The following is a 19,209-nucleotide window of genomic DNA, read 5'->3' on the forward strand; positions in this document are numbered from 1 at the left end:
CAGAGACATCGCGGGCAAGCCCACTCCTACAATTGATCGTTTTTTTATGTAAGAGCGCACTTACGCGCGATGAAGACCATTCATGCAACGTGCATCTCACTAAAGAGACTAAAGTCTCTTTAGTGAGACTCTGCAATCCCCAACGCTGTCATTTTTTTGTATAGCGTAGAACGTCCCAGTCCAAGCTGCTTGGCCGCTTCAATGACATTTCCCTTACAGCGCGACAGTGTCGATTCAATCAATTGCCGATCAAATCGCTCACGGGCAGCACTGAACGTTTCTAATTCAGCAGGGCCTGGTTGAGGTATCGCAGGTGTGCTCACTGGAACAAGGGTGCCAATGGCAGCCCGGATCTCGTTGGCATCGAGGATCAGGTCGTCGCTTAGTAAGGCGGCGCGCTCCAGGACGTTTTGCAGCTCGCGAATATTGCCTGGCCAGGCATGCTGGCTGAGCAGGGCGAGGGCCTCATGGTCCAGCTCGTGCTGGCTGCGCAGTTCCTCCAGAATGGCTTCGCTGAGCGCAGGCAGATCGTCCAGGCGATCTCGCAACGGTGGAACCTTGATGGGCAGGACGCTCAGGCGGTAATACAGGTCGGCGCGAAACTCGCCACGCTTGATTGCCGCTTCAAGGTCGGTAGAGGTCGCCGCGATCAGTCGGATATCGCTCTGAATCACCTCATTGGAACCCACCGGTTCGTATTCCTTTTCTTGCAGTACCCGTAGCAGTTTGCTTTGCAGGGGCAATGGCATGTCACCGATTTCATCGAGAAACAGCGTGCCACCTTGGGCGATCTTCAGCTTGCCGGGCCGACCTTTGCGGTCAGCACCCGTAAACGCGCCGGGAGCGGTGCCGAAGAACTCGGCTTCCAGCAGGGTTTCCGGAATGGCTGCGCTGTTGATGCTGACGAAGGCTTTGTGTGCCCTGGGTGAAGCACTGTGGATGGCGTGTGCGAGCAGCTCTTTGCCGGTGCCGGTTTCGCCCAGCAACAAAACCGGTGACTCGGCACTCGCGCTACGTCGGGCCCGGCGTTTGACTTCCAGGCTGGCTGTGCTGGTGCCGATAAAGTGCGCGAAGCTGTATTTGGCTTGACGTGCCTGCAGCAAGGAGCGGGTGGAGGCTAGCTCTTCTTGCATGCTCAGGTAGCGTTTGAGCAGGGGCGATAGGGCGTGCAGTTCGTCAAACAGGGCAAAACCAATGGCGCCAATCACCGCACCGGCATCGTCATGGATCGGTAGGCGCATAACCACTAATGGGTCCTTGGCCGTGTCCATCATATCCAACAGAACGGGTCGGCCGGTGTTGACTACCTCGCGCAGCAGGCTACCGGGGATGACGCTTTCACAGGGTTGGCCGACCGCCAGACCTGCATCTTGCAGCCCAAAGCGTCGGGCATAACGCTCGTTGATCCAGACGATGCGTGCGTCTTTATCGACGATCACCGTACCTTCACTGGACTGCTCGATAATCTCGAACAATGAACGAATCGCCAACCGTCGCACACGTTGGTAATCCTTGAGGCTGTCACTGTCTTTCATGATCAGGCGAACTCCGGATGCGCCGCCGCCAGTAATTCCTTGGTGTAAGGATGCTGGGGTGAGTCGAATACATCATGGCTGGCACCGCGCTCAACCACTTTGCCGTCCTTGATCACGATCAGGTCGTGGGCAAGGGCCTTGACCACCGCCAGGTCGTGGCTGATGAACAGGTAGGTCAGGCCGTGCTTTTCCTGGAGCTGGCGCAGCAGGGCGACGACCTGTTTCTGCACGGTGCGATCAAGGGCCGAGGTCGGCTCGTCGAGCAGAATCAGAGCGGGCTTGAGCACCAGCGCGCGGGCGATGGCGATGCGCTGGCGCTGCCCGCCGGAAAATTCATGCGGGTAACGATGACGGCTTTGCGGGTCAAGGCCGACCTCCTCAAGTACCCGAATCACTTCAGCTTCGCACTGCGCTGGACTGAGCTCGCTGTGAACCTCGAGGCCTTCGCTGATGATCTGCTCAACTGACATTCGTGGGCTCAGGCTGCCGTAGGGGTCCTGGAATACCACTTGCATCTGCTTGCGCCATGGCCGCATCTGCTTGTGGTTCAAGCCGTCCAGCGCGTGCCCCTGAAAGCGAATGCTGCCGCGCGACTCGACCAGCCGCAGGATCGCCTGGCCCAACGTGGACTTGCCCGAGCCCGACTCCCCGACGATACCCAGGGTCTTGCCGCGCTGGATGCTGAGGCTGATGTCGTCGACGGCCTTGAGGTATTCCTTATGGCGACCAAAAATGCCGCCGGCCATGGAAAACCACACGCTCAAGTTGTCGACCTGCAGGACTTTCTCACGGCTATCCCGTGGCAGAGGTTCGCCGGCAGGTTCAGCATCGAGCAGCAGTCGGCTGTAAGGGTGCTGTGGATGTTTGAACAGCAGATGGCAGTTGGACTGCTCGACGATCTCACCCGCGCGCATCACGCACACGCGCTGGGCGATGCTGTGCACCAGATTGAGGTCATGGCTGATCAGCAACAGCGACATGTTCAGACGTTGTTGCAGCTCCTTGAGCAGCAGCAGAATCTTGCGCTGCACCGTCACATCAAGGGCCGTGGTTGGCTCGTCGGCAATCAGCAGTTCAGGCTCGCAGGCCAGCGCCATGGCGATCATCACCCGCTGCCGTTGGCCGCCGGACAGTTGATGCGGGTAGGCCTTGAGGCGTTTCTGCGGATGCTGGATGCCCACCAGTTCGAGCAGTTCGAGAATTCGCCATTGGGCTGCCTTGCCGCTCAGGCCCTTGTGCAGCAACAACGTTTCGCCGATCTGTTTGGACACCGTGTGCAAGGGGTTGAGCGAGGTCATCGGCTCTTGGAAAATCATGGCAATGCGGTTACCGCGGAGTTCGCGCAGGGCTTTGTCATCGGCACCGAGCAACTGCTGGCCGCGATAACAAATACTCCCCGTGGTCTGCGTGCCGCTTTTGGGCAGCAGTTGCAGGATCGAGTGGGCGGTCACCGACTTGCCCGAGCCTGATTCACCCACCAGCGCCAGGCACTCACCGACTGGGATATCCAGGCTCAGTTTGTTGACCACTGTCTGCCCGTTGAAGGCGACAGTCAGGTCGCGAATTTCAATCAGGTTGTCGGACGTTGCAGACAGAGTGTCTGACATTTCAAGACCTCGGGTCGAAGGCATCGCGCAGCGCTTCGCCAATAAAAACCAGTAGGGACAGGATGAGCGCCAGGGTGAAGAACGCCGTCAGGCCGAGCCAGGGTGCTTGCAGGTTCTGTTTGCCCTGGCCGATCAGTTCGCCCAAAGAGGCACTGCCCGCCGGCATGCCGAACCCGAGAAAATCCAGCGCGGTCAGGGTCGAGATTGCCCCGGTCAAAATAAACGGCAGGTAGCTCAAGGTGGCGTTCATGGCGTTGGGCAGGATATGGCGCATGATCACCTTGCTGTCATCCAGGCCCAGCGCTCGGGCTGCCTTGACGTATTCCAGGTTGCGCCCGCGCAGAAATTCGGCGCGCACCACGTCCACCAGAGTCAGCCAGGAGAAGAGCGCCATGATCCCCAAGAGCCACCAGAAATTCGGTTCGACAAACCCCGACAGAATGATCAGCAGATAAAGCACCGGCAGGCCGGACCAGACTTCCAGCAAGCGCTGGCCGATCAAATCAACCCAGCCCCCGTAATAGCCTTGCAGGGCGCCAGCCGCAATGCCGATCAGCGTGCTGATCAAGGTCAGGGCCAAGGCAAACAGGATCGACACTCGCGCCCCGAAAATCACCCGTGCCAGCACGTCGCGCGACTGGTCGTCGGTGCCCAGCCAGTTGGTGGTGGTCGGTGGGCTGGGCGCTGGCCGGGTCAGTTCATAGTTGGGTGTGTCGTCGCTAAAAGGAATGGGCGGGAACAGCATCCAGCCACCGTCCTTGGCGATTAACGTGCGCACGTAGTCGCTTCGGTAATCCGGCTGGAAGGGCAGTTGTCCGCCGAATTCCTGCTCGGTGTAGCGTTTGAACGCCGGGAAATACAACGAATGCTGGTAACTGAGTACCAGCGGTTTGTCGTTGGCGATCAATTCGCCGCCCAGGGTCAGCAGGAACAGCCCGACGAATAGCCATAGCGCCCACCAGCCTCGACGGTTATGGCGAAAGCGATCGAAGCGGCGACGGCCTAGCGGGGAAAGTCTGAACATCAGGCGTTCCTCGCACTGAAATCAATTCGAGGGTCGACCAGCGTGTAGCAGACATCGCCGATCAGTTTTATCACGAGGCCGAACAGGGTAAAGATGAACAGCGAGCCGAATACCACCGGATAGTCCCGCGACACAGCAGCTTCGTAGCTCATGCGGCCCAGGCCATCGAGGGAGAAGATCACTTCGATTAACAGCGAACCGGCGAAAAACACGCTGATGAATGCCTGAGGGATGCCCGCTACCACCAGCAACATGGCGTTGCGGAACACATGGCCGTACAGCACGCGACGCTCGCTTAACCCCTTGGCTCGCGCCGTGACCACGTATTGGCGCGTGACTTCATTGAGAAACGAGTTTTTGGTCAGGATGGTCAGCGTGGCAAAACCGCCAATCACCAGGGAGGCCACCGGCAGTACCAAGTGCCAGAAGTAATCGGCGATCTTGCCCACGGTCGACAACTGCTGAAAGTTTTCTGACACCAGACCGCGCACCGGGAACCAGTTCAATGAGGTTCCTCCGGCGAATACGACCACCAGCAACATGGCAAACAGAAAGGCCGGCATGGCATAGCCGATGATGATGGCGGTGCTGCTCCAGATATCGAAGTGGCTGCCATGTTTGACGGCTTTGCGGATGCCCAGCGGAATCGAGATCAGGTAGGTGATCAGCGTCGCCCACAGCCCGAGCGATATCGAGACGGGCATCTTCTGCAGGATTAGGTCTGTCACTTTGGCGCCGCGAAAGAAGCTGTTGCCAAAATCCAGTTGAGCGTAATTCTTGAGCATCAGCCACAGACGTTCGTGGAGTGGTTTGTCAAAGCCATACTGGCGTTCGATTTCCTTGATCAGCTTGGGATCAAGGCCGCGACTGGCGCGTGAAGGATTGCTGCCGCCGACCGACTCTGCCGCCGCGCCACCGACTGCAGTGCTGGCGCCGCCGATGCCTTGCAGTCGGGCAATCGCCTGTTCTACCGGACCGCCTGGCGCAGCCTGAACGATGAAAAAATTGACCAGCAGGATGCACAACAGTGTGGGGATGATCAGTAGCAACCGTCGCAGCAGATAACCGAGCATTCAATTCACCTCCGCAGGGTTGGCCGAAGCACCGCGTTTGGCCGCGAATTGCTCGTTTGTCAGCGAAGTCGGACTGATTTCCCACCAGGTCTCAATGGCTTCGCCGTTGCTTGCTTGCACGGCCGGAATGCCAAAGCGGTTCCACCAGACGGTGGCCGAGCCGGGCGGGTAATAGTTGGGGATCCAGTAGTAACCCCATTGCAACACCCGATCCAGGGCGTGGGCGTAGTTGACCATGGTCGATTTTTTATCGGCCTTGACCAGATTATTGATCAGGCTGTCAACAGCAGGGTCCTGTAACACCATGTAGTTGCTAGAGCCTGGGTCCTTGGCGCCCTTGGAGCCGAAGCAGTTATATAACTCCGCTCCGGGCGAGGACGACACTGGATAGCCACTGACGATCATGTCGTAATCCCGGGCCATGACTCGATTGAGGTACTGCGCAGCGTCGATGCGGCGGATGTCGAACGTGACACCAATTTGCGCCAGATTGCGCTTGTAAGGCAGCAGCAGTCGCTCGAACCCGGCCTGGCCATTGAGGAAAGTGAAACTCAGTGGTTCGCCAGCAGCGTTGACCAACTTGTCGCCCTTGGGCATCCAGCCCGCTTCTTCCAGCAGACCGAGAGCCTTTAACTGTTTGTCGCGGATGAACCCTGTGCCATCGGTTTTCGACGCCTGGAATACCTGGGTGAACACCTCGTCGGGAACCTGGCCGCGCAATGGCTCGAGAATCTTCAACTCTTCAGCACTGGCGGCATGATCAGCAGCCAGCGGTCCATTGGAGAAGTAACTGCTCTGACGCACATACACGTTGTGCATCATCTGCCGGTTGCTCCACTCGAAATCCCAGAGCATGGACAACGCTTCGCGTACCCGGCGGTCTTGAAACATGGGCCGTTGCAGGTTGAAAACAAACCCCTGCGAGCTCTGTATGGCGCCTTTGGCCAACTGCGCCTTTTGCAGGCGACCATCGCTCAGGGCTGGGCTGTCATAACCGATGGAGTAGCTGGTTGCCGAGTACTCTCGGTTGTAGTCGTAGGCGCCGCCGCGCAGCACTTGGCGGGCAACGTCGATGTCGCCAAAGTATTCGACGCTGAACTGATCGAAGTTATAGAAGCCGCGATTGACCGGCAGGTCCTTGCCCCACCAGTTCGGGTCGCGTTCGAAAGTGATGCTACGTCCGGCATCGACTTTGCTGACCTTATAGGGGCCGCTGCCCAACGGAATTTCAAAACCGCCACCGTTCGCGAAGTCGCGGGTTTTCCACCAATGCTCGGGGAAAACCGGCAGTGAGGCCAGATCCAAAGGCAGGGTGCGGTTCTCATTGTTTTTGAAGTCGAAGCGGATCTGTGTCGGCGACTCGACCTCGACATTCTTCACTTCTTCGAATTGGGTGCGGTATTGCAGGCTGCCCTGGGTCATCAGCAGATTGAAGGTGTAACGCACATCTTCAGCGGTTATCGGCGTGTCATCAGCGAAGCGCGCATTGGGATTGAGGAAGAAACGCAGGGACAAGCCATCTTCACTGCGCTCCATCTGCTGCGCGACCAAACCGTAAACCGTGTAGGGCTCGTCCAGCGAGCGCACCGCGAGGGGAGAGTAGAGCAGGCCGCTGAGTTGCGAGACACCGGTGCCCTTGTCGATATAAGGCAGCAAGTGGTCGAACTGGCCAATTTCCTGCGCCGAACGACGCATGCTGCCACCTTTGGGGGCATCAGGGTTGACGTAGTCGAAGTGGGTGAATGTGGCCGGGTATTTGGGCTGCTCGCCATAGACGGTCAGGGCATGCTGGGGGGTTGCGGACACGTATTGAAAGCCTGAAATCAAGGCTAGCGTTGCGAAAATCAGTGATGAAAAAACAAAACGCATTGCTCGATCCTGACTGACGTCCGCAAGGGAATGTCAGGGTTAAGGGTAAAAAAACAAGGCCTTGAAGAGACCTGCTGGATCATAGGCTGCATTGTGCCTGGATGCCGAGAGTGAGTAGTCGCGCGGTAACGATGTCACTGACATATGAAGTTGCACAATCTGTTTTTTTGCCCGGTGGCATGAATGGCTTGAATGACCCATGCCATTGGGGAGTGCTGGAGAGGAAGGGAGCACACATAAAAACGGCCCGTCAGGTAGACGGGCCGTTTGAGGCGATCAGCGGCGGACTATCAGTCCTGGCGGCTGGTCACTTCCAGCAAGTGATAACCGAACTGGGTTTTCACTGGGCCTTGTACGACGTTGACTGGCGCGCTGAACACGACAGTGTCGAATTCCTTGACCATCTGGCCTGGACCGAACGAGCCCAGATCGCCGCCTTGACGGCTGGACGGGCAGCTCGAGTTGGCTTTGGCGACTTCGGCGAAATCAGCGCCGCCTTCGATTTGGGTTTTCAGCTCGTTGCACTTTTCTTCGCTGGCAACAAGGATGTGGCGGGCAGTGGCTTTAGCCATGGGAACGTACTCCTGTCAAAAAAAGGAAGAGCCTACCGGATTAAGGAAGGCATTTCTCGCGAAAGTTCCTTCCAGCGTCCCAGCGGTCAGCTTCGCCTTTGGATGTTTTATAAACCTTTGCTTTTAAGCAGCGCGGCGTGTTCCACATAGAGTTTGATCGGGTCGGCACCTTTTCGCACCGCGCCTGCAGTTTGATTCACCGTGTCCAGGTGATCCATCGCATAGTCCGAGCGGATTACCTTGCCCAGGTGCGAGCTGTAACGGCCAACAAAGCCGTCATTTTGCTCTTTCTCGTTCTGGAATAGTTGTGCATAGCTGCGACACGCCAAGTGCAGCGGGTCCACTATGTTATGCCCTTCTTCGAATAGCGTTCCTTTGATGATGCCGCTCCAGGAGTAATAAAACACACCGTCCACCTGCTCCGCGCCTTCACCGCCCCAGGCTGCGGGCAGGCCTTGCGGGTATTTTCGGTTGAACGATGCAACGCCTTCCGTTGTTAGTGCATCAAGCGCTTGCAGGGTGTCTTGCGGCAGTTGGGGATTGCCGCTGAGCAAGGCCAAAAAGTGCGCAAACCCAGCGATCAGGGTATCAGCAACTTTTTCCGGTAGTGTCCCGGGCGTAAATGCCTTACGCAGCTGGTCCGCCAGCTCCGAGCCATGATTGGCGCCGCTGACAGATGTTACGGATGCGATGTGTTCTGGATGGGTCGCGGCGGCATAACGCGCCGCCAGCGGGCCTTGGCTGTGGGCGATCAGATTGACTTTCTGTGAGCCGGTTTGTTCTAGGATGTGGGCGATCTGTACGAGCAGTTGCTCACCACGGACTTCGTTGCTGTGGGCACCGGACAGGGAGGGTACGTACACCCGGGCGCCGGCATTTTCCAGCGCTTCCTTGATACCATGAAAAATGGTGATGTTGCCGATCCGTTCGAAGCCGAACAGGCCGTGGACCAGCAATATGGGGAATTTTGTTGCCGCGTGAGTGTTCATCGTTGACCTGTGTGTTTGCCTGGAATGTGCAAACCACATTAGCTGCAGATGAGCCGTTGCAATGGCCCTGGATTTTGCCCCGGTAGCGGCGGAGACATGGACGCTTGATTCGGTGGTTGATGGCCGGGGCCGGCAGGCTGCGTGGCGTGCAGCGCCATACAGCTCCACCGGCTCTTGTTTCGGAGAACGTCCGGGAGGATTCCCCACAACCTGTGCGGGATGGTCGCGCGACCCAGATGCTTTTTATGACTGAAAAAAGCGGGTCGGCTACAGGCTGTCAGCCGATTTCCCGCGCAGGTCAGCGTGTGCCCGCTGCTTGACGCCGCAACGCAGTCGCCGCCCCGCGCAATAGCTGCTCGGTACTCTCCCAACCCAGGCACCCGTCGGTGACCGAAACACCGTAACGCAAGGCTGTGCTCAATGGTTGGCACCCTTCAAACAGATGGCTTTCCAGCATCATGCCGATCAACGACCGATCGCCATGCAACCGCTGCTCAAGCACATCGTTGAATACTTCAGGCTGACGCAGCGGGTCTTTGCCACTGTTGGCGTGGCTGCAATCGACCATGATTCGCGTCGGGATGCCGACCTTTTCCAGACTGGTGCGTACGCTCGCAATGCTTTGACTGTCGTAGTTAGTCCCGCGATGACCGCCGCGCAAGACCATGTGCGTGTCCGGGTTGCCCTGAGTGTCAATGACCGCTGGATGACCGTGTCGATCAATGCCGAAATGCCGATGTGCATGCGCCGCTGAGCGCATGGCGTCCGTGGCAATCGCGACCCCGCCATCAGTGCCGTTCTTGAAGCCGACAGGCATCGCCAAACCACTGGCCATTTCCCGATGGATCTGCGATTCGGTGGTCCTTGCGCCGATGGCCACCCAACTGAGCATATCGTCGAAGTAGCCGGCCGCCATGGGCTGCAGAATTTCGGTGGCGATGGGCAGGCCCATACGCAGCATGTCGCGCATCAGTTCTCGGGACAGTGCCAAGCCGCCAGCCATGTCGTCACTGCCATCAAGTTGCGGATCGTAGGCCAATCCTTTCCAGCCGACCGTGGTGCGTGGTTTTTCGACGTAGGCACGCATTACCAGCATCAGTTGATCGCTCACCTCAGCGGACAGCTTCGCCAGCCGTTCGGCATATTCGAGGGCAGAGTGTGGATCGTGGATCGAGCACGGGCCGACGATGACTAGCAGCCGGGAGTCTTCACCGTCGAGAATCGCACGGGCCGCTTGGCGATGGGTTGCAACCTGATGGCTAAGGGCAACGTCGAGGGGCAACTGGTGTTTGAGTTGCAGGGTGCTGGGTAGACGCTGCGGGGCAGGGACGCTGTCGATCAGGGTCACGCTTTGGGGCAGCAGGTCAGAGAGGGGGTTTACGGCGACGGATGAGTTCATGCTCTGGCTTCCTGGGCGGGCGCGGGGTATTTCCGCGCTCGACGCCCTATTGGGGTGTTCGACAATTGGCCGTATTGGCCTTTAGTGCTGTTTTGCCACCTGAAAGTGACCGGTCGGAGGCGGCAGGCTGTCCCGAGCGGAGGTTGCTAAATCGCCAGGTGAAGCTGATGTCGTTGCGGTAATAAGTGGTGTAGTTCATGTCGTGTTCCTCAATTCAATTCGGTTGCAATTCAGTACAAGCAGATGTTTCTGGTGGCCCGAAAAAACAAAACCCCCGGTCGGGTAGCCGGCCGGGGGTAGAGGATTCTCTGGTTGGCGGCCCTTTTAGTGTGGGCGCCGTATGGGTATCAGGCGCGCCAGTGGCTAAACCAATACCCAAAATAAGAGTTGAGCTGCTGGGAAACTGCGCTTTGTACATTCCACGCAGCCACTGCCGTTACCTGGCGTTGGACGCTGGTAAAATTGCAATTCGGCGATTGGATGTGCGACATGGCGGCTCTCCAGTAGGTACAGTGAGCTTACTGTAGATAAGGCTTTGGGTTCAATGGGACATTTCCATCGGATCTCAAAACACTACGCTTTTGCGTGCTGCCAGTGCTGGTGGAGACTTGCCCCGGATAGCCAATCGGGATTTGCAAGGCTGATCAGCCAGGGCTGTGCCTGTGGTTGCTTGAAGCACTAGGGGGTATGGATTGACTGTGAAGCTTCGCAAGGCCACCGCTGCCGACCTGAGTTTTGCTCGTGAGCTGACGAGGGTGAATATGCGTGAGTATTACGCCGAATACGCTCGGGTTTGGCAGGGGCAGTCGTTTGATGATGAGTGGGAGGCACGCCAGAGCTTCATCATCAACAAGGCAGACAAGCCTGTCGGCTTTCTCAGTTTCAGCATGGAGCCGCACTATTTGTATCTGCGCGATGTGCAGTTGTGCGAACCCTACCGAGGCGAGGGCATAGGGGGGTGGGTGATGGGGCAGATAGCGTCGATGGCGTGCGAGCTAGGGGCCAGGAGCGTCCGGCTGAAAGTGTTTAAAAGTAATCCAGCGATGCAATTGTATCGACGACAGGGCTACGAGGTTGTCGGGCAAGAGAAGGCTTTGTTCTGGATGGAGCGTATATTGGAGAGCTCAGCCGTTTGCCGAGAGTAATCGACCGCGCTTGGTCTAGACTGTTTTCAACAGGTACATCAACCAAGGTACTGTGAGGCGATGCATCGTTTGCGGGCGTTAGTCGACCCCCAGCGCGGTACCCAGCACTTTGTCGGTGGGTATGCTGCCGATTTTCATGCCCAGCAAAACCGCCACTTTGTGAGCTTCTCCGCGCCGACCTTTTTTGCGGCCTGCAAGTACTTGATAGGTAGTGGCCGGGTCAATGCTGTTTTCCCGAGCGAACTCCTGAACAGATTTACCTTGTTGTTCAAGCCAGGCCTTGGCTTGTGCAGCGGTGCGTATTCCGGGCATAGTTCAAAACCGTTCAAATTAGTTTAACTTAGCTCGATTCTACCATTCGTAAGGATGGGGTCAACAGGATTATGCATTCAAATGAGTGGAATAGGTTCCAGGCTACGAAAAGAAAGAGAGCGCCTTGGGCTGTCTCAACGAGCTTTTGGTGAAATAGGTGGTGTAGAAGCAAATGCTCAGGGAAAGTATGAAAGTGGCGACCGCGCCCCAAAGGCTGATTATCTGGCAGCTGTTGCTGCCAGAGGTGTGGACGTTTTGTTCGTACTCACCGGCACCTATACCCCGACGCCTGTCGACAACCTGAGCCAGACGGAAGAAAAAATACTGGGAAGTTTTAGAACCTTGCATAAAGAAGACCAGGACGCCATCAGGCGACTGACCACGACCATGGCTGAGCTGTCGACGTCATACGCAACCAACAATAAGTCAACGTCAGAGGAGGGATAGACCGGGTTGTCTTTTTAGGTCTTCAGAAATATATCAAATATATGAATACGTTATTGGTAGCGTGTGTAACGCGCTGCCATGTGTCGACCTTGCACCAATATCGAGCTTTGAGCTAGGTCTTGCTCGCCGTTTTTGCTAAGGTCACTAGCCTTTGTTATGACCGTTTTGTGAGGTGTCTGCTTGATTAGGGTGCTAGTAGTCGATGACCATGATCTCGTTCGAACAGGCATTACACGGATGTTGGCCGATATCGAGGGCTTACAGGTAGTCGGGGAGGCCGATTCAGGTGAAGAGTCCCTGAAGCAAGCGCGCGAGTTAAAGCCCGATGTGGTGTTGATGGACGTCAAGATGCCTGGCATAGGCGGTCTGGAAGCAACCCGGAAGTTACTGCGTAGTCATCCCGACATTAAAGTTGTGGCTGTGACTGTGTGTGAAGATGACCCGTTCCCGACCCGGCTGTTGCAAGCGGGCGCTGCGGGTTACATGACCAAGGGTGCAGGCCTTGCTGAAATGGTTCAGGCCATCCGGCTTGTGTTTGCCGGGCAGCGCTACATCAGCCCGCAGATCGCTCAGCAACTCGCGCTCAAGTCTTTTCAGCCGCAAAGTAGTAATTCGCCGTTCGATCTGTTGTCGGAGCGCGAAATTCAGATTGCCCTGATGATCGTTGGTTGTCAGAAAGTCCAGGCCATCTCCGATAAACTGTGTCTGTCACCCAAAACCGTGAACACCTACCGTTACCGTATCTTTGAAAAGCTCTCGATCAGCAGCGATGTCGAGCTGGCCTTGTTGGCAGTCCGTCACGGCATGGTCGATGCCAGTCTCTGAAATGACCCAACCGTTCGATCCAAGCGCATTTCTTTCAACCTGCAGTGGCCGTCCCGGCGTGTATCGCATGTTCGATGCCGAGGCGCGTCTGCTGTATGTCGGCAAAGCCAAAAATCTCAAAAAGCGGCTTGCCAGCTATTTCCGCAAGACAGGGCACGCGCCCAAAACCGGTGCGCTGGTCGCCCGAATCGCACAGATTGAAACCACCATCACTGCCAATGAGACCGAAGCCCTGCTGTTGGAGCAGACACTCATTAAAGAGTGGCGGCCGCCTTACAACATCCTGCTGCGCGACGATAAGTCTTATCCTTACGTCTATCTATCGGACAGTGATTACCCTCGGCTGAGTATCCATCGCGGCGCGAAGAAGCCCAAAGGTCGATACTTCGGTCCGTATCCAAGCGCCGGTGCCATTCGGGAAAGTCTGAGTCTGCTGCAAAAAACTTTTTTGGTTCGCCAATGCGAAGACAGCTATTTCAAGAATCGCACCCGTCCGTGTTTGCAGTACCAGATCAAGCGTTGCAAGGGGCCCTGTGTCGGCCTGGTCGAGCCTGAGGTATATGCCCAGGACGTGCGGCACTCGATCATGTTCCTTGAGGGACGCAGCAACGCGCTGACTGACGAGCTTAATGCCGCCATGGAAAAAGCCGCCATGACCCTGGATTTTGAACGTGCCGCCGAACTGCGTGATCAGATATCACTTTTGCGCCGTGTCCAGGATCAACAAAGTATGGACGGAGGAACCGGCGATGTGGATGTGGTCGCTGCGTTCGTCAACCCGGGTGGCGCCTGTGTTCACTTGATCAGCGTGCGCGGCGGACGCGTGTTGGGCAGCAAGAGCTTTTTTCCTCAGGTCGGTATCGAGGAGGAGGTGGGTGAAGTCATGGCGGCATTCCTCGCTCAGTATTTCCTGGGGGGGCATGACCGAGAGCTGCCGAGCGAAGTTATTGTCAATGTGGTCCATGAAGACTTCCCGACCTTGATCGACGCGATTGAAGCGTTGCGAGGGCATGAAATGACCATCAGTCATCGGGTCCGGGGTACGCGGGCGCGCTGGCAGCAATTGGCGGTGACCAATGCCGAGCAGGCATTGTCGGCACGCCTGGCCAACCGTCAGCATGTGACGGCTCGTTTTGATGCGCTGGCCAAGGTATTGAATCTCGAGGAATCGCCACAACGCCTTGAGTGTTACGACATCAGTCACTCCAGCGGTGAGGCGACGGTCGCCTCCTGTGTGGTCTTCGGTCCAGAAGGGCCAATAAAGTCGGATTACCGGCGTTACAACATCGAAGGTGTGACGGCTGGCGACGATTATGCAGCCATGCACCAGGCCCTGACTCGTCGCTTCAGCAAGCTCAAAGAGGGGGAGGGCAAGTTGCCCGATATCCTGTTGGTGGATGGCGGCAAGGGGCAGTTATCCATGGCCCGCGATGTACTGAACGAACTGGCGGTGCCAGACTTGATTCTGTTGGGCGTTGCCAAAGGTGCCACACGCAAGGCCGGATTCGAGACGCTTTACCTCAACGATGCTGCGCATGAGTTCACCTTGCCTGGCGATTCTCCGGCATTGCACCTGATCCAGCAGATCCGCGACGAAGCTCACCGCTTCGCCATCACCGGACATCGCGCGCGACGCGGGAAGACACGGCGCACCTCGACTCTTGAAGGCGTGGCTGGTGTCGGCCCGACACGGCGCCGTGATCTGCTCAAACACTTCGGTGGATTGCAAGAATTGTCCCGCGCCAGTGTCGAAGAAATTGCTAAAGCGCCCGGAATCAGTAAAAAGCTCGCAGAGTCGATTTATGCAAACCTGCACAGCGAGTAGAATGCTCGCTCACCTCGTAGCCAGTTGTGCCGATGAATATCCCTAATCTGATCACCGTATTACGTGTCCTGCTGATTCCGATCTTCATTCTGCTGTTTTATCTGCCTTATTCATGGAGCTACATGGCAGCCAGTACGGTCTTCGCGATCGCGGCGGCTACGGATTGGCTAGATGGCTATCTGGCGCGTCGCCTTGAGCAAAGCACGCCCTTTGGTGCCTTTCTCGATCCGGTGGCCGACAAGCTGATGGTGGCCGTGGCGTTGGTGTTGCTGGTTCAAGCGCACGCCAACCTGTGGCTGACATTGCCAGCAGCGGTCATCATTGGCCGCGAGATCGTGATTTCCGCATTGCGTGAGTGGATGGCCGAGATAGGTGCTCGGGCACATGTCGCCGTTTCCAGCCTGGGTAAATGGAAGACTGCCGCACAGATGCTTGCATTGGTCATCCTGTTGGCCAACCCGCCGGCTTTCACTTTTTGGGTGGTCGTCGGTTACGCGTTACTACTGATAGCTGCCGGGCTGACGTTGTGGTCGATGTTGCAATACTTGCGTGCGGCCTGGCCGCACCTCAAAACCTCGGCAGAAAAAAAATAAGTTTTTGAATCAAGGGGTTGACGGGACAATTTGAATCTATAGAATAGCGGCCTTCACCAAGATGCGGGAATAGCTCAGTTGGTAGAGCACGACCTTGCCAAGGTCGGGGTCGCGAGTTCGAGTCTCGTTTCCCGCTCCAAAATTTGGCTTGTGAACTTCATTGAGGTTCATGAGTTGTAGAAAAAAGCGACCTTAGGGTCGCTTTTTTCGTTGTGCCGAAAAACACTTCAGTCCAGTGCGCTCCAGTATTCAGAGACGCACCGTAAACAGCAGGCATAACGTCGAAGTGGTATCCAATCAGTGGGTCGAGTTCCGCAGGCTGTGTGTAAAGGAAGGCCGTCAGAACACCCTCTCGCCTATCTTGAGAATCTTCAATAGAGTCTCCGTACATCGCTTGCCGGGCGGTCCAGGCGCAGGGTGTGCATGAGGGGAGGGCACCGACTTCAGCCTCACTGAACGCCGGCTGCTGGAATGACTTGATGTCGCGGATAAAGCCGATGCCCTAGGTGACGTTGTCCGGCAGCTCAGTTTTGAAGGTACTGCCGACGACGCATCGCAAAGAGAAAAAGCCGGAACAGTGGTCAGGTTAAATACGTAACTGGGAGCCGATCGGCACCGTGCTGGAGAACCCGGATCGAGAGCAACAGGTCGAGAAAATAGCGGCATAGTCAGACGGTTGACGCGACAACTACCTTGAAAAACGCTGATCCGAAAACAAGTAATCGACTCAGAACTGGCCAGCCGAAACCAAGTTTGCTGTCATCCTTGAAGCTGCCGGGTTGTCCGAGATCGACCTAAGGCCATTATTGCCGCCGCAAAGGCCTTTACCCCGAGCAAATCACTGTTTGGCGATCCGCACTTGGGTGGAGATCGAGCCGTTGACCACTGCCAGACTGGTGGCCATGGCCTGTAATCTTAGCCATGCCTGGGACGCGGCTGCGGGAGGTCGTCAGTTGGTGAGGGCTGATGACCAAGCTGCCAACCGGACTGACTAGATGAAAGCTTGGCAAGCAGGGCGTCCATGTAAGCCTGGGCAACACGTCTTCCAGATCCCTATGCGTCAAACAATAATGATCAAAGACGCCAACGCGGTGTATCTGTCAATGCGCTTGAGTCTCCGATTTTTCATCGCCCTGGAAAGTCGATCACTACTGATCGGGATCGGTTTTTTTGCATCCGTGTTTGGGGCTACAACATCAGGCGCCGGTTGAATTTCGTTTCCATGACGATGTAGGACGACGTATGGGCCACGCCCTTGATCAAGTTGATCTGCGTGAGCTCGCCGTTGAGTTCGCCCAACGTATGGGTGGCGACGTGAATGATGAAATCCGATTCGCCGGAGACGGCATAGACTGCCTGGACCGAATCCATCTTGCGCAGTGCGGTCATGACATCGGTATAACTTTTGTTGGTGCAGGACGTCATGGTGAAGCAGTTGACTGTTTGTTGCAGCTTGTCCTGGTCGATTCGCACGCTGTAGCCGGTGATAACCCCAGCCTTTTCCAGGCGATTGATCCGCTCCTGTACCGCGGAGCGCGAGACCCCAAGCTTGCGTGCCAGAGAGGCCGTTGGCTCGCGGGCGTTAAGCTGCAAAAGCGCAAGCAGTTGCTTGTCTTTCTCGGTCAAACGAAACAACGAAGTGGGGCGCTGCTCATCCATGGATAGGTTCGTACTCTTGATAGGGTTCAGTGTCTAGCTGCCCGGCGTGTCGAGCGCGCTTCCTGGAACATATCCATCAGCTTTAATCCGGCATAGACCGTCTGCGCTGCTGCAGGCCCGAAAGGCCCACCATTCCATTCCAGGCCATAGGCATCGAATAGACGGTAACGATCAGACTCGCCACAAATCGCCTCGGCAACAACCCGTGCACCGATAGGCGCGGTGTTCATACCATGGCCACCAAATGATGTACAAGCCCAAAGGCCCGGACCCAGCGTACCGATGTGCGGCATTTTGTGGCGAGCGTAGCCCATCAGGCCGGACCAGGCTTTTTCGATTTGCAGGCCGCGCAATTGTGGGAAGACATTGAGAATATCGTCGGTCAGCATGTGCGCCAAACGCTTTTCATCCTGTACATTTCGAGTGGTGATGTGCCCACCCCAGAGCAGGCGATCACCGTCGACCACCCGGTAGTAGTCCGAGGCGCGGCGATTGTCACCAACGGCATCGGTGGTGCGTATCGTATCCCGCAGACGGTCGCCCAAGTGTTCGGTGAGCACCACATACGTCGCGATCGGCAAAAAAGCGCGCCGCAGTCGGCCGAACTCAGGGCCGCCATAGCCGCCACAGCAGTGCACCACGTTGCCACAGTCAATCACCCCTTGCTGCGTCACCACGTGATGGCGGTCGCCTTGGCTTTCTACCCGAATCATGGGCGAGTTTTCATAGAGAATGCCACCCTTGGCCTCAATCAACTCGGCCACGCCCAGGCAATAGTTCAGTGGATGGAAGTGAAACCCATGGCTATCGCGCAACCCGTGAAAATAGCGCTCAGTGTTCAACCGTGCCCGGATCGCGTGGGTATCCAGGTACTCCATTTCGAAATTGAACTCCTTGGCCATCCGATCACGTAGGCGTTGGAGATTATCGCCATCGTCGTAGCGCAACACGCTCAACTTGCCGCTGGTGGGCGCGCAGCCCTCCAACTGATGCTGATCGATCGTCTCGCGAACGATGTCCACGCCCTCTAGAGAAAGCTTGAACAGCGCGCGTGCCGTCTCGGTGCCACACCGGCGCTCAATTGATGACAGCCCTTCGGACCAGCCCTGCAGTACGAAGCCACCGTTGCGTCCGGAAGCCCCCCATGCAACCCGCGCGGCCTCCAGCAATACTACCGAGCGTCCCCGGGAAACCAGCTCCAACGCCGTGCTCAAACCTGCCAGACCGCCACCGATCACACAGACATCGGCCTGAACATTGCCAATGAGTGTCGGGCGCGGCGATGCGTACCGCATCGTAGCGGTGTAATAACTGTTACTGTAATGGGACATGAATCGGTCATCCTTTGGCAGGAGCAAAGACATGCCGCACGCCCGCCGTCATGACGGGCGTACAGTCGTGTCGGTCATTGCACGGTGGTGAGGTCGTTGCCGTACCACTTCTCGGAAAATTTCTTCAGCGTGCCGTCGGACTTCATGTCTTCGACGATCTTCTTCAGCTCGGCCGAAAACGCCTCGTCACCCTTGTCGACAGCTAACGCCAGAGGCTCGTAATACGCGGGTTTGCCCTCCACCTGAACGATGGGGTAGCCATGTTCCACTGCGCCCTTGATCGTCGGCAGTGCGGACAGCGTGGCGTTGAGGCGAGTGCCATTGCCCAGACGCAAGTCATCCAGAGGCCCCATGCTGTCACCGTAGGTCCGCACTTCGCCTGGCTCGACCTCATAGCTGAAAGGTGGCACACCCACCGCGTCGATCTTTAGTCGGCGATTGATATAGTCCTCGGAAGTGGTGCCTGCCTCGACGCCGATCACCTTGCCGTTAAGATCAGCGACCTTGGTCCCGGCGGCATCCTTGTGCACCGCAAACACATAAGGGGTGTAGTAATAGATGGCGGGGAAATCGAGGACGCGTGCGCGCTCGGTGGTGGGGGTCATGGAGCCGACCGATATGTCCCAACGGCCTGACCAGCGCCCTGCGGTGATGATGCCCCACTCCGGCGTGACGAACGTCACCTTGGCGCCCAGTCGATGGCCGATCTCGGTGGCCACATCAATATCAAAGCCTTTTAGCGCATTGTCGTCACCCAGGAACGACTGAGGTGGCCAGTTAGCGGCAGTCGCTACTTTCATGACCTTGCTTTCATGGATGCGGTCGAGCGTTGCGCCAGCCCAGGCAGCGCCTGTGGTGACGAATACGGCGCTGGCGACAGCTGCGGCAGCGAAGAAGCGAGTGACTGAGGTCATCGGTAAGTCTCCAGATGTTGCAGGTTGACGCGGATGGTCAGGCTTATCCGCTGATGAGTGCACGGCGATAGTGCCGACTGCGTCCTGCCG

17 protein-coding genes, 1 tRNA gene and 1 pseudogene are annotated in these 19,209 nt (G+C 57.0%); 6 read left to right on the forward strand and 13 right to left on the reverse strand.

Features of this window, described 5'->3' with window-relative positions:
- Nucleotides 1–119: 119 nt before the first annotated feature.
- The 8 genes from ACVBEG_RS10180 to ACVBEG_RS10215 form a co-directional block, all read right to left on the reverse strand.
- Nucleotides 120–1,535 (reverse strand): sigma-54 interaction domain-containing protein, encoded by a 1,416-nt coding sequence (locus ACVBEG_RS10180; RefSeq protein WP_330200731.1) that lies wholly within the window; start codon nucleotides 1,533–1,535, stop codon nucleotides 120–122.
- A gap of 2 nt (nucleotides 1,536–1,537) precedes the next feature.
- On the reverse strand, nucleotides 1,538–3,166 hold the full coding sequence (locus tag ACVBEG_RS10185; protein WP_447107656.1) for an ABC transporter ATP-binding protein: 1,629 nt from the start codon (nucleotides 3,164–3,166) through the stop codon (nucleotides 1,538–1,540).
- On the reverse strand, nucleotides 3,144–4,166 hold the full coding sequence (locus tag ACVBEG_RS10190; protein ID WP_219060133.1) for an ABC transporter permease: 1,023 nt from the start codon (nucleotides 4,164–4,166) through the stop codon (nucleotides 3,144–3,146). Before ACVBEG_RS10190 ends, ACVBEG_RS10185 begins: the two co-directional genes overlap by 23 nt.
- Nucleotides 4,166–5,239 (reverse strand): microcin C ABC transporter permease YejB, encoded by a 1,074-nt coding sequence (locus tag ACVBEG_RS10195; protein WP_322179386.1) that lies wholly within the window; start codon nucleotides 5,237–5,239, stop codon nucleotides 4,166–4,168. Before ACVBEG_RS10195 ends, ACVBEG_RS10190 begins: the two co-directional genes overlap by 1 nt.
- Nucleotides 5,240–7,108, reverse strand: a complete 1,869-nt coding sequence (locus tag ACVBEG_RS10200; RefSeq protein WP_330200729.1) for an extracellular solute-binding protein — start codon at nucleotides 7,106–7,108, stop codon at nucleotides 5,240–5,242.
- A gap of 290 nt (nucleotides 7,109–7,398) precedes the next feature.
- Nucleotides 7,399–7,680, reverse strand: a complete 282-nt coding sequence (locus ACVBEG_RS10205) for a peptidylprolyl isomerase (RefSeq protein WP_322179384.1) — start codon at nucleotides 7,678–7,680, stop codon at nucleotides 7,399–7,401.
- Between the two features lie 107 nt (nucleotides 7,681–7,787).
- Nucleotides 7,788–8,669, reverse strand: coding sequence for a lipase family alpha/beta hydrolase (locus ACVBEG_RS10210; protein WP_322216050.1), 882 nt, complete (start codon nucleotides 8,667–8,669; stop codon nucleotides 7,788–7,790).
- Nucleotides 8,670–8,967: 298 nt separating this feature from the next.
- The gene (locus ACVBEG_RS10215) at nucleotides 8,968–10,068 is read right to left on the reverse strand and encodes a 3-deoxy-7-phosphoheptulonate synthase (RefSeq protein ID WP_447107657.1); all 1,101 of its coding nucleotides are present in this window, start codon (nucleotides 10,066–10,068) and stop codon (nucleotides 8,968–8,970) included.
- A 698-nt stretch (nucleotides 10,069–10,766) separates the two neighbouring features.
- Between ACVBEG_RS10215 and ACVBEG_RS10220 the strand changes: the two genes are divergently transcribed.
- Entirely contained in the window at nucleotides 10,767–11,213 is a 447-nt protein-coding gene (locus ACVBEG_RS10220; RefSeq protein WP_322179381.1) for a GNAT family N-acetyltransferase, read from the forward strand.
- 78 nt (nucleotides 11,214–11,291) lie between these two features.
- On the opposite strand, the gene ACVBEG_RS10225 is transcribed toward ACVBEG_RS10220, so the two are convergent.
- Nucleotides 11,292–11,525: a DNA-binding protein gene (locus ACVBEG_RS10225; RefSeq protein WP_322179380.1), complete on the reverse strand. Its 234-nt coding sequence runs from the start codon at nucleotides 11,523–11,525 to the stop codon at nucleotides 11,292–11,294.
- Nucleotides 11,526–11,606: 81 nt separating this feature from the next.
- Between ACVBEG_RS10225 and ACVBEG_RS10230 the strand changes: the two genes are divergently transcribed.
- The 5 genes from ACVBEG_RS10230 to ACVBEG_RS10250 all read left to right on the forward strand — a co-directional run bounded on the left by ACVBEG_RS10230 (nucleotide 11,607) and on the right by ACVBEG_RS10250 (nucleotide 15,354).
- The gene (locus ACVBEG_RS10230; RefSeq protein WP_322179379.1) at nucleotides 11,607–11,972 is read left to right on the forward strand and encodes a helix-turn-helix domain-containing protein; all 366 of its coding nucleotides are present in this window, start codon (nucleotides 11,607–11,609) and stop codon (nucleotides 11,970–11,972) included.
- A gap of 180 nt (nucleotides 11,973–12,152) precedes the next feature.
- Nucleotides 12,153–12,797, forward strand: coding sequence for a response regulator transcription factor GacA (gacA, locus tag ACVBEG_RS10235; RefSeq protein ID WP_322179378.1), 645 nt, complete (start codon nucleotides 12,153–12,155; stop codon nucleotides 12,795–12,797).
- Nucleotide 12,798: 1 nt separating this feature from the next.
- The gene (gene uvrC / locus ACVBEG_RS10240; protein WP_322182702.1) at nucleotides 12,799–14,622 is read left to right on the forward strand and encodes an excinuclease ABC subunit UvrC; all 1,824 of its coding nucleotides are present in this window, start codon (nucleotides 12,799–12,801) and stop codon (nucleotides 14,620–14,622) included.
- Between the two features lie 32 nt (nucleotides 14,623–14,654).
- On the forward strand, nucleotides 14,655–15,215 hold the full coding sequence (pgsA, locus tag ACVBEG_RS10245) for a CDP-diacylglycerol--glycerol-3-phosphate 3-phosphatidyltransferase (RefSeq protein ID WP_322179377.1): 561 nt from the start codon (nucleotides 14,655–14,657) through the stop codon (nucleotides 15,213–15,215).
- A gap of 63 nt (nucleotides 15,216–15,278) precedes the next feature.
- Nucleotides 15,279–15,354 (forward strand) — tRNA-Gly (locus ACVBEG_RS10250).
- A gap of 291 nt (nucleotides 15,355–15,645) precedes the next feature.
- On the opposite strand, the pseudogene ACVBEG_RS10255 reads toward ACVBEG_RS10250, so the two are convergent.
- The 4 genes and pseudogenes from ACVBEG_RS10255 to ACVBEG_RS10270 form a co-directional block, all read right to left on the reverse strand.
- Nucleotides 15,646–15,765 (reverse strand): annotated as a pseudogene (locus ACVBEG_RS10255) (nuclease); the annotation flags it as partial.
- A gap of 638 nt (nucleotides 15,766–16,403) precedes the next feature.
- The gene (locus ACVBEG_RS10260) at nucleotides 16,404–16,874 is read right to left on the reverse strand and encodes an Lrp/AsnC family transcriptional regulator (RefSeq protein WP_322179376.1); all 471 of its coding nucleotides are present in this window, start codon (nucleotides 16,872–16,874) and stop codon (nucleotides 16,404–16,406) included.
- Nucleotides 16,875–16,900: 26 nt separating this feature from the next.
- Complete coding sequence (locus ACVBEG_RS10265; RefSeq protein WP_322216054.1) at nucleotides 16,901–18,205, reverse strand: NAD(P)/FAD-dependent oxidoreductase; 1,305 nt, start codon at nucleotides 18,203–18,205, stop codon at nucleotides 16,901–16,903.
- Nucleotides 18,206–18,279: 74 nt separating this feature from the next.
- Nucleotides 18,280–19,119 (reverse strand): transporter substrate-binding domain-containing protein, encoded by an 840-nt coding sequence (locus ACVBEG_RS10270; protein ID WP_322179374.1) that lies wholly within the window; start codon nucleotides 19,117–19,119, stop codon nucleotides 18,280–18,282.
- Between the last annotated feature and the right edge of the window lie 90 nt (nucleotides 19,120–19,209).

The organism is Pseudomonas sp. GG8, from assembly GCF_052976945.1.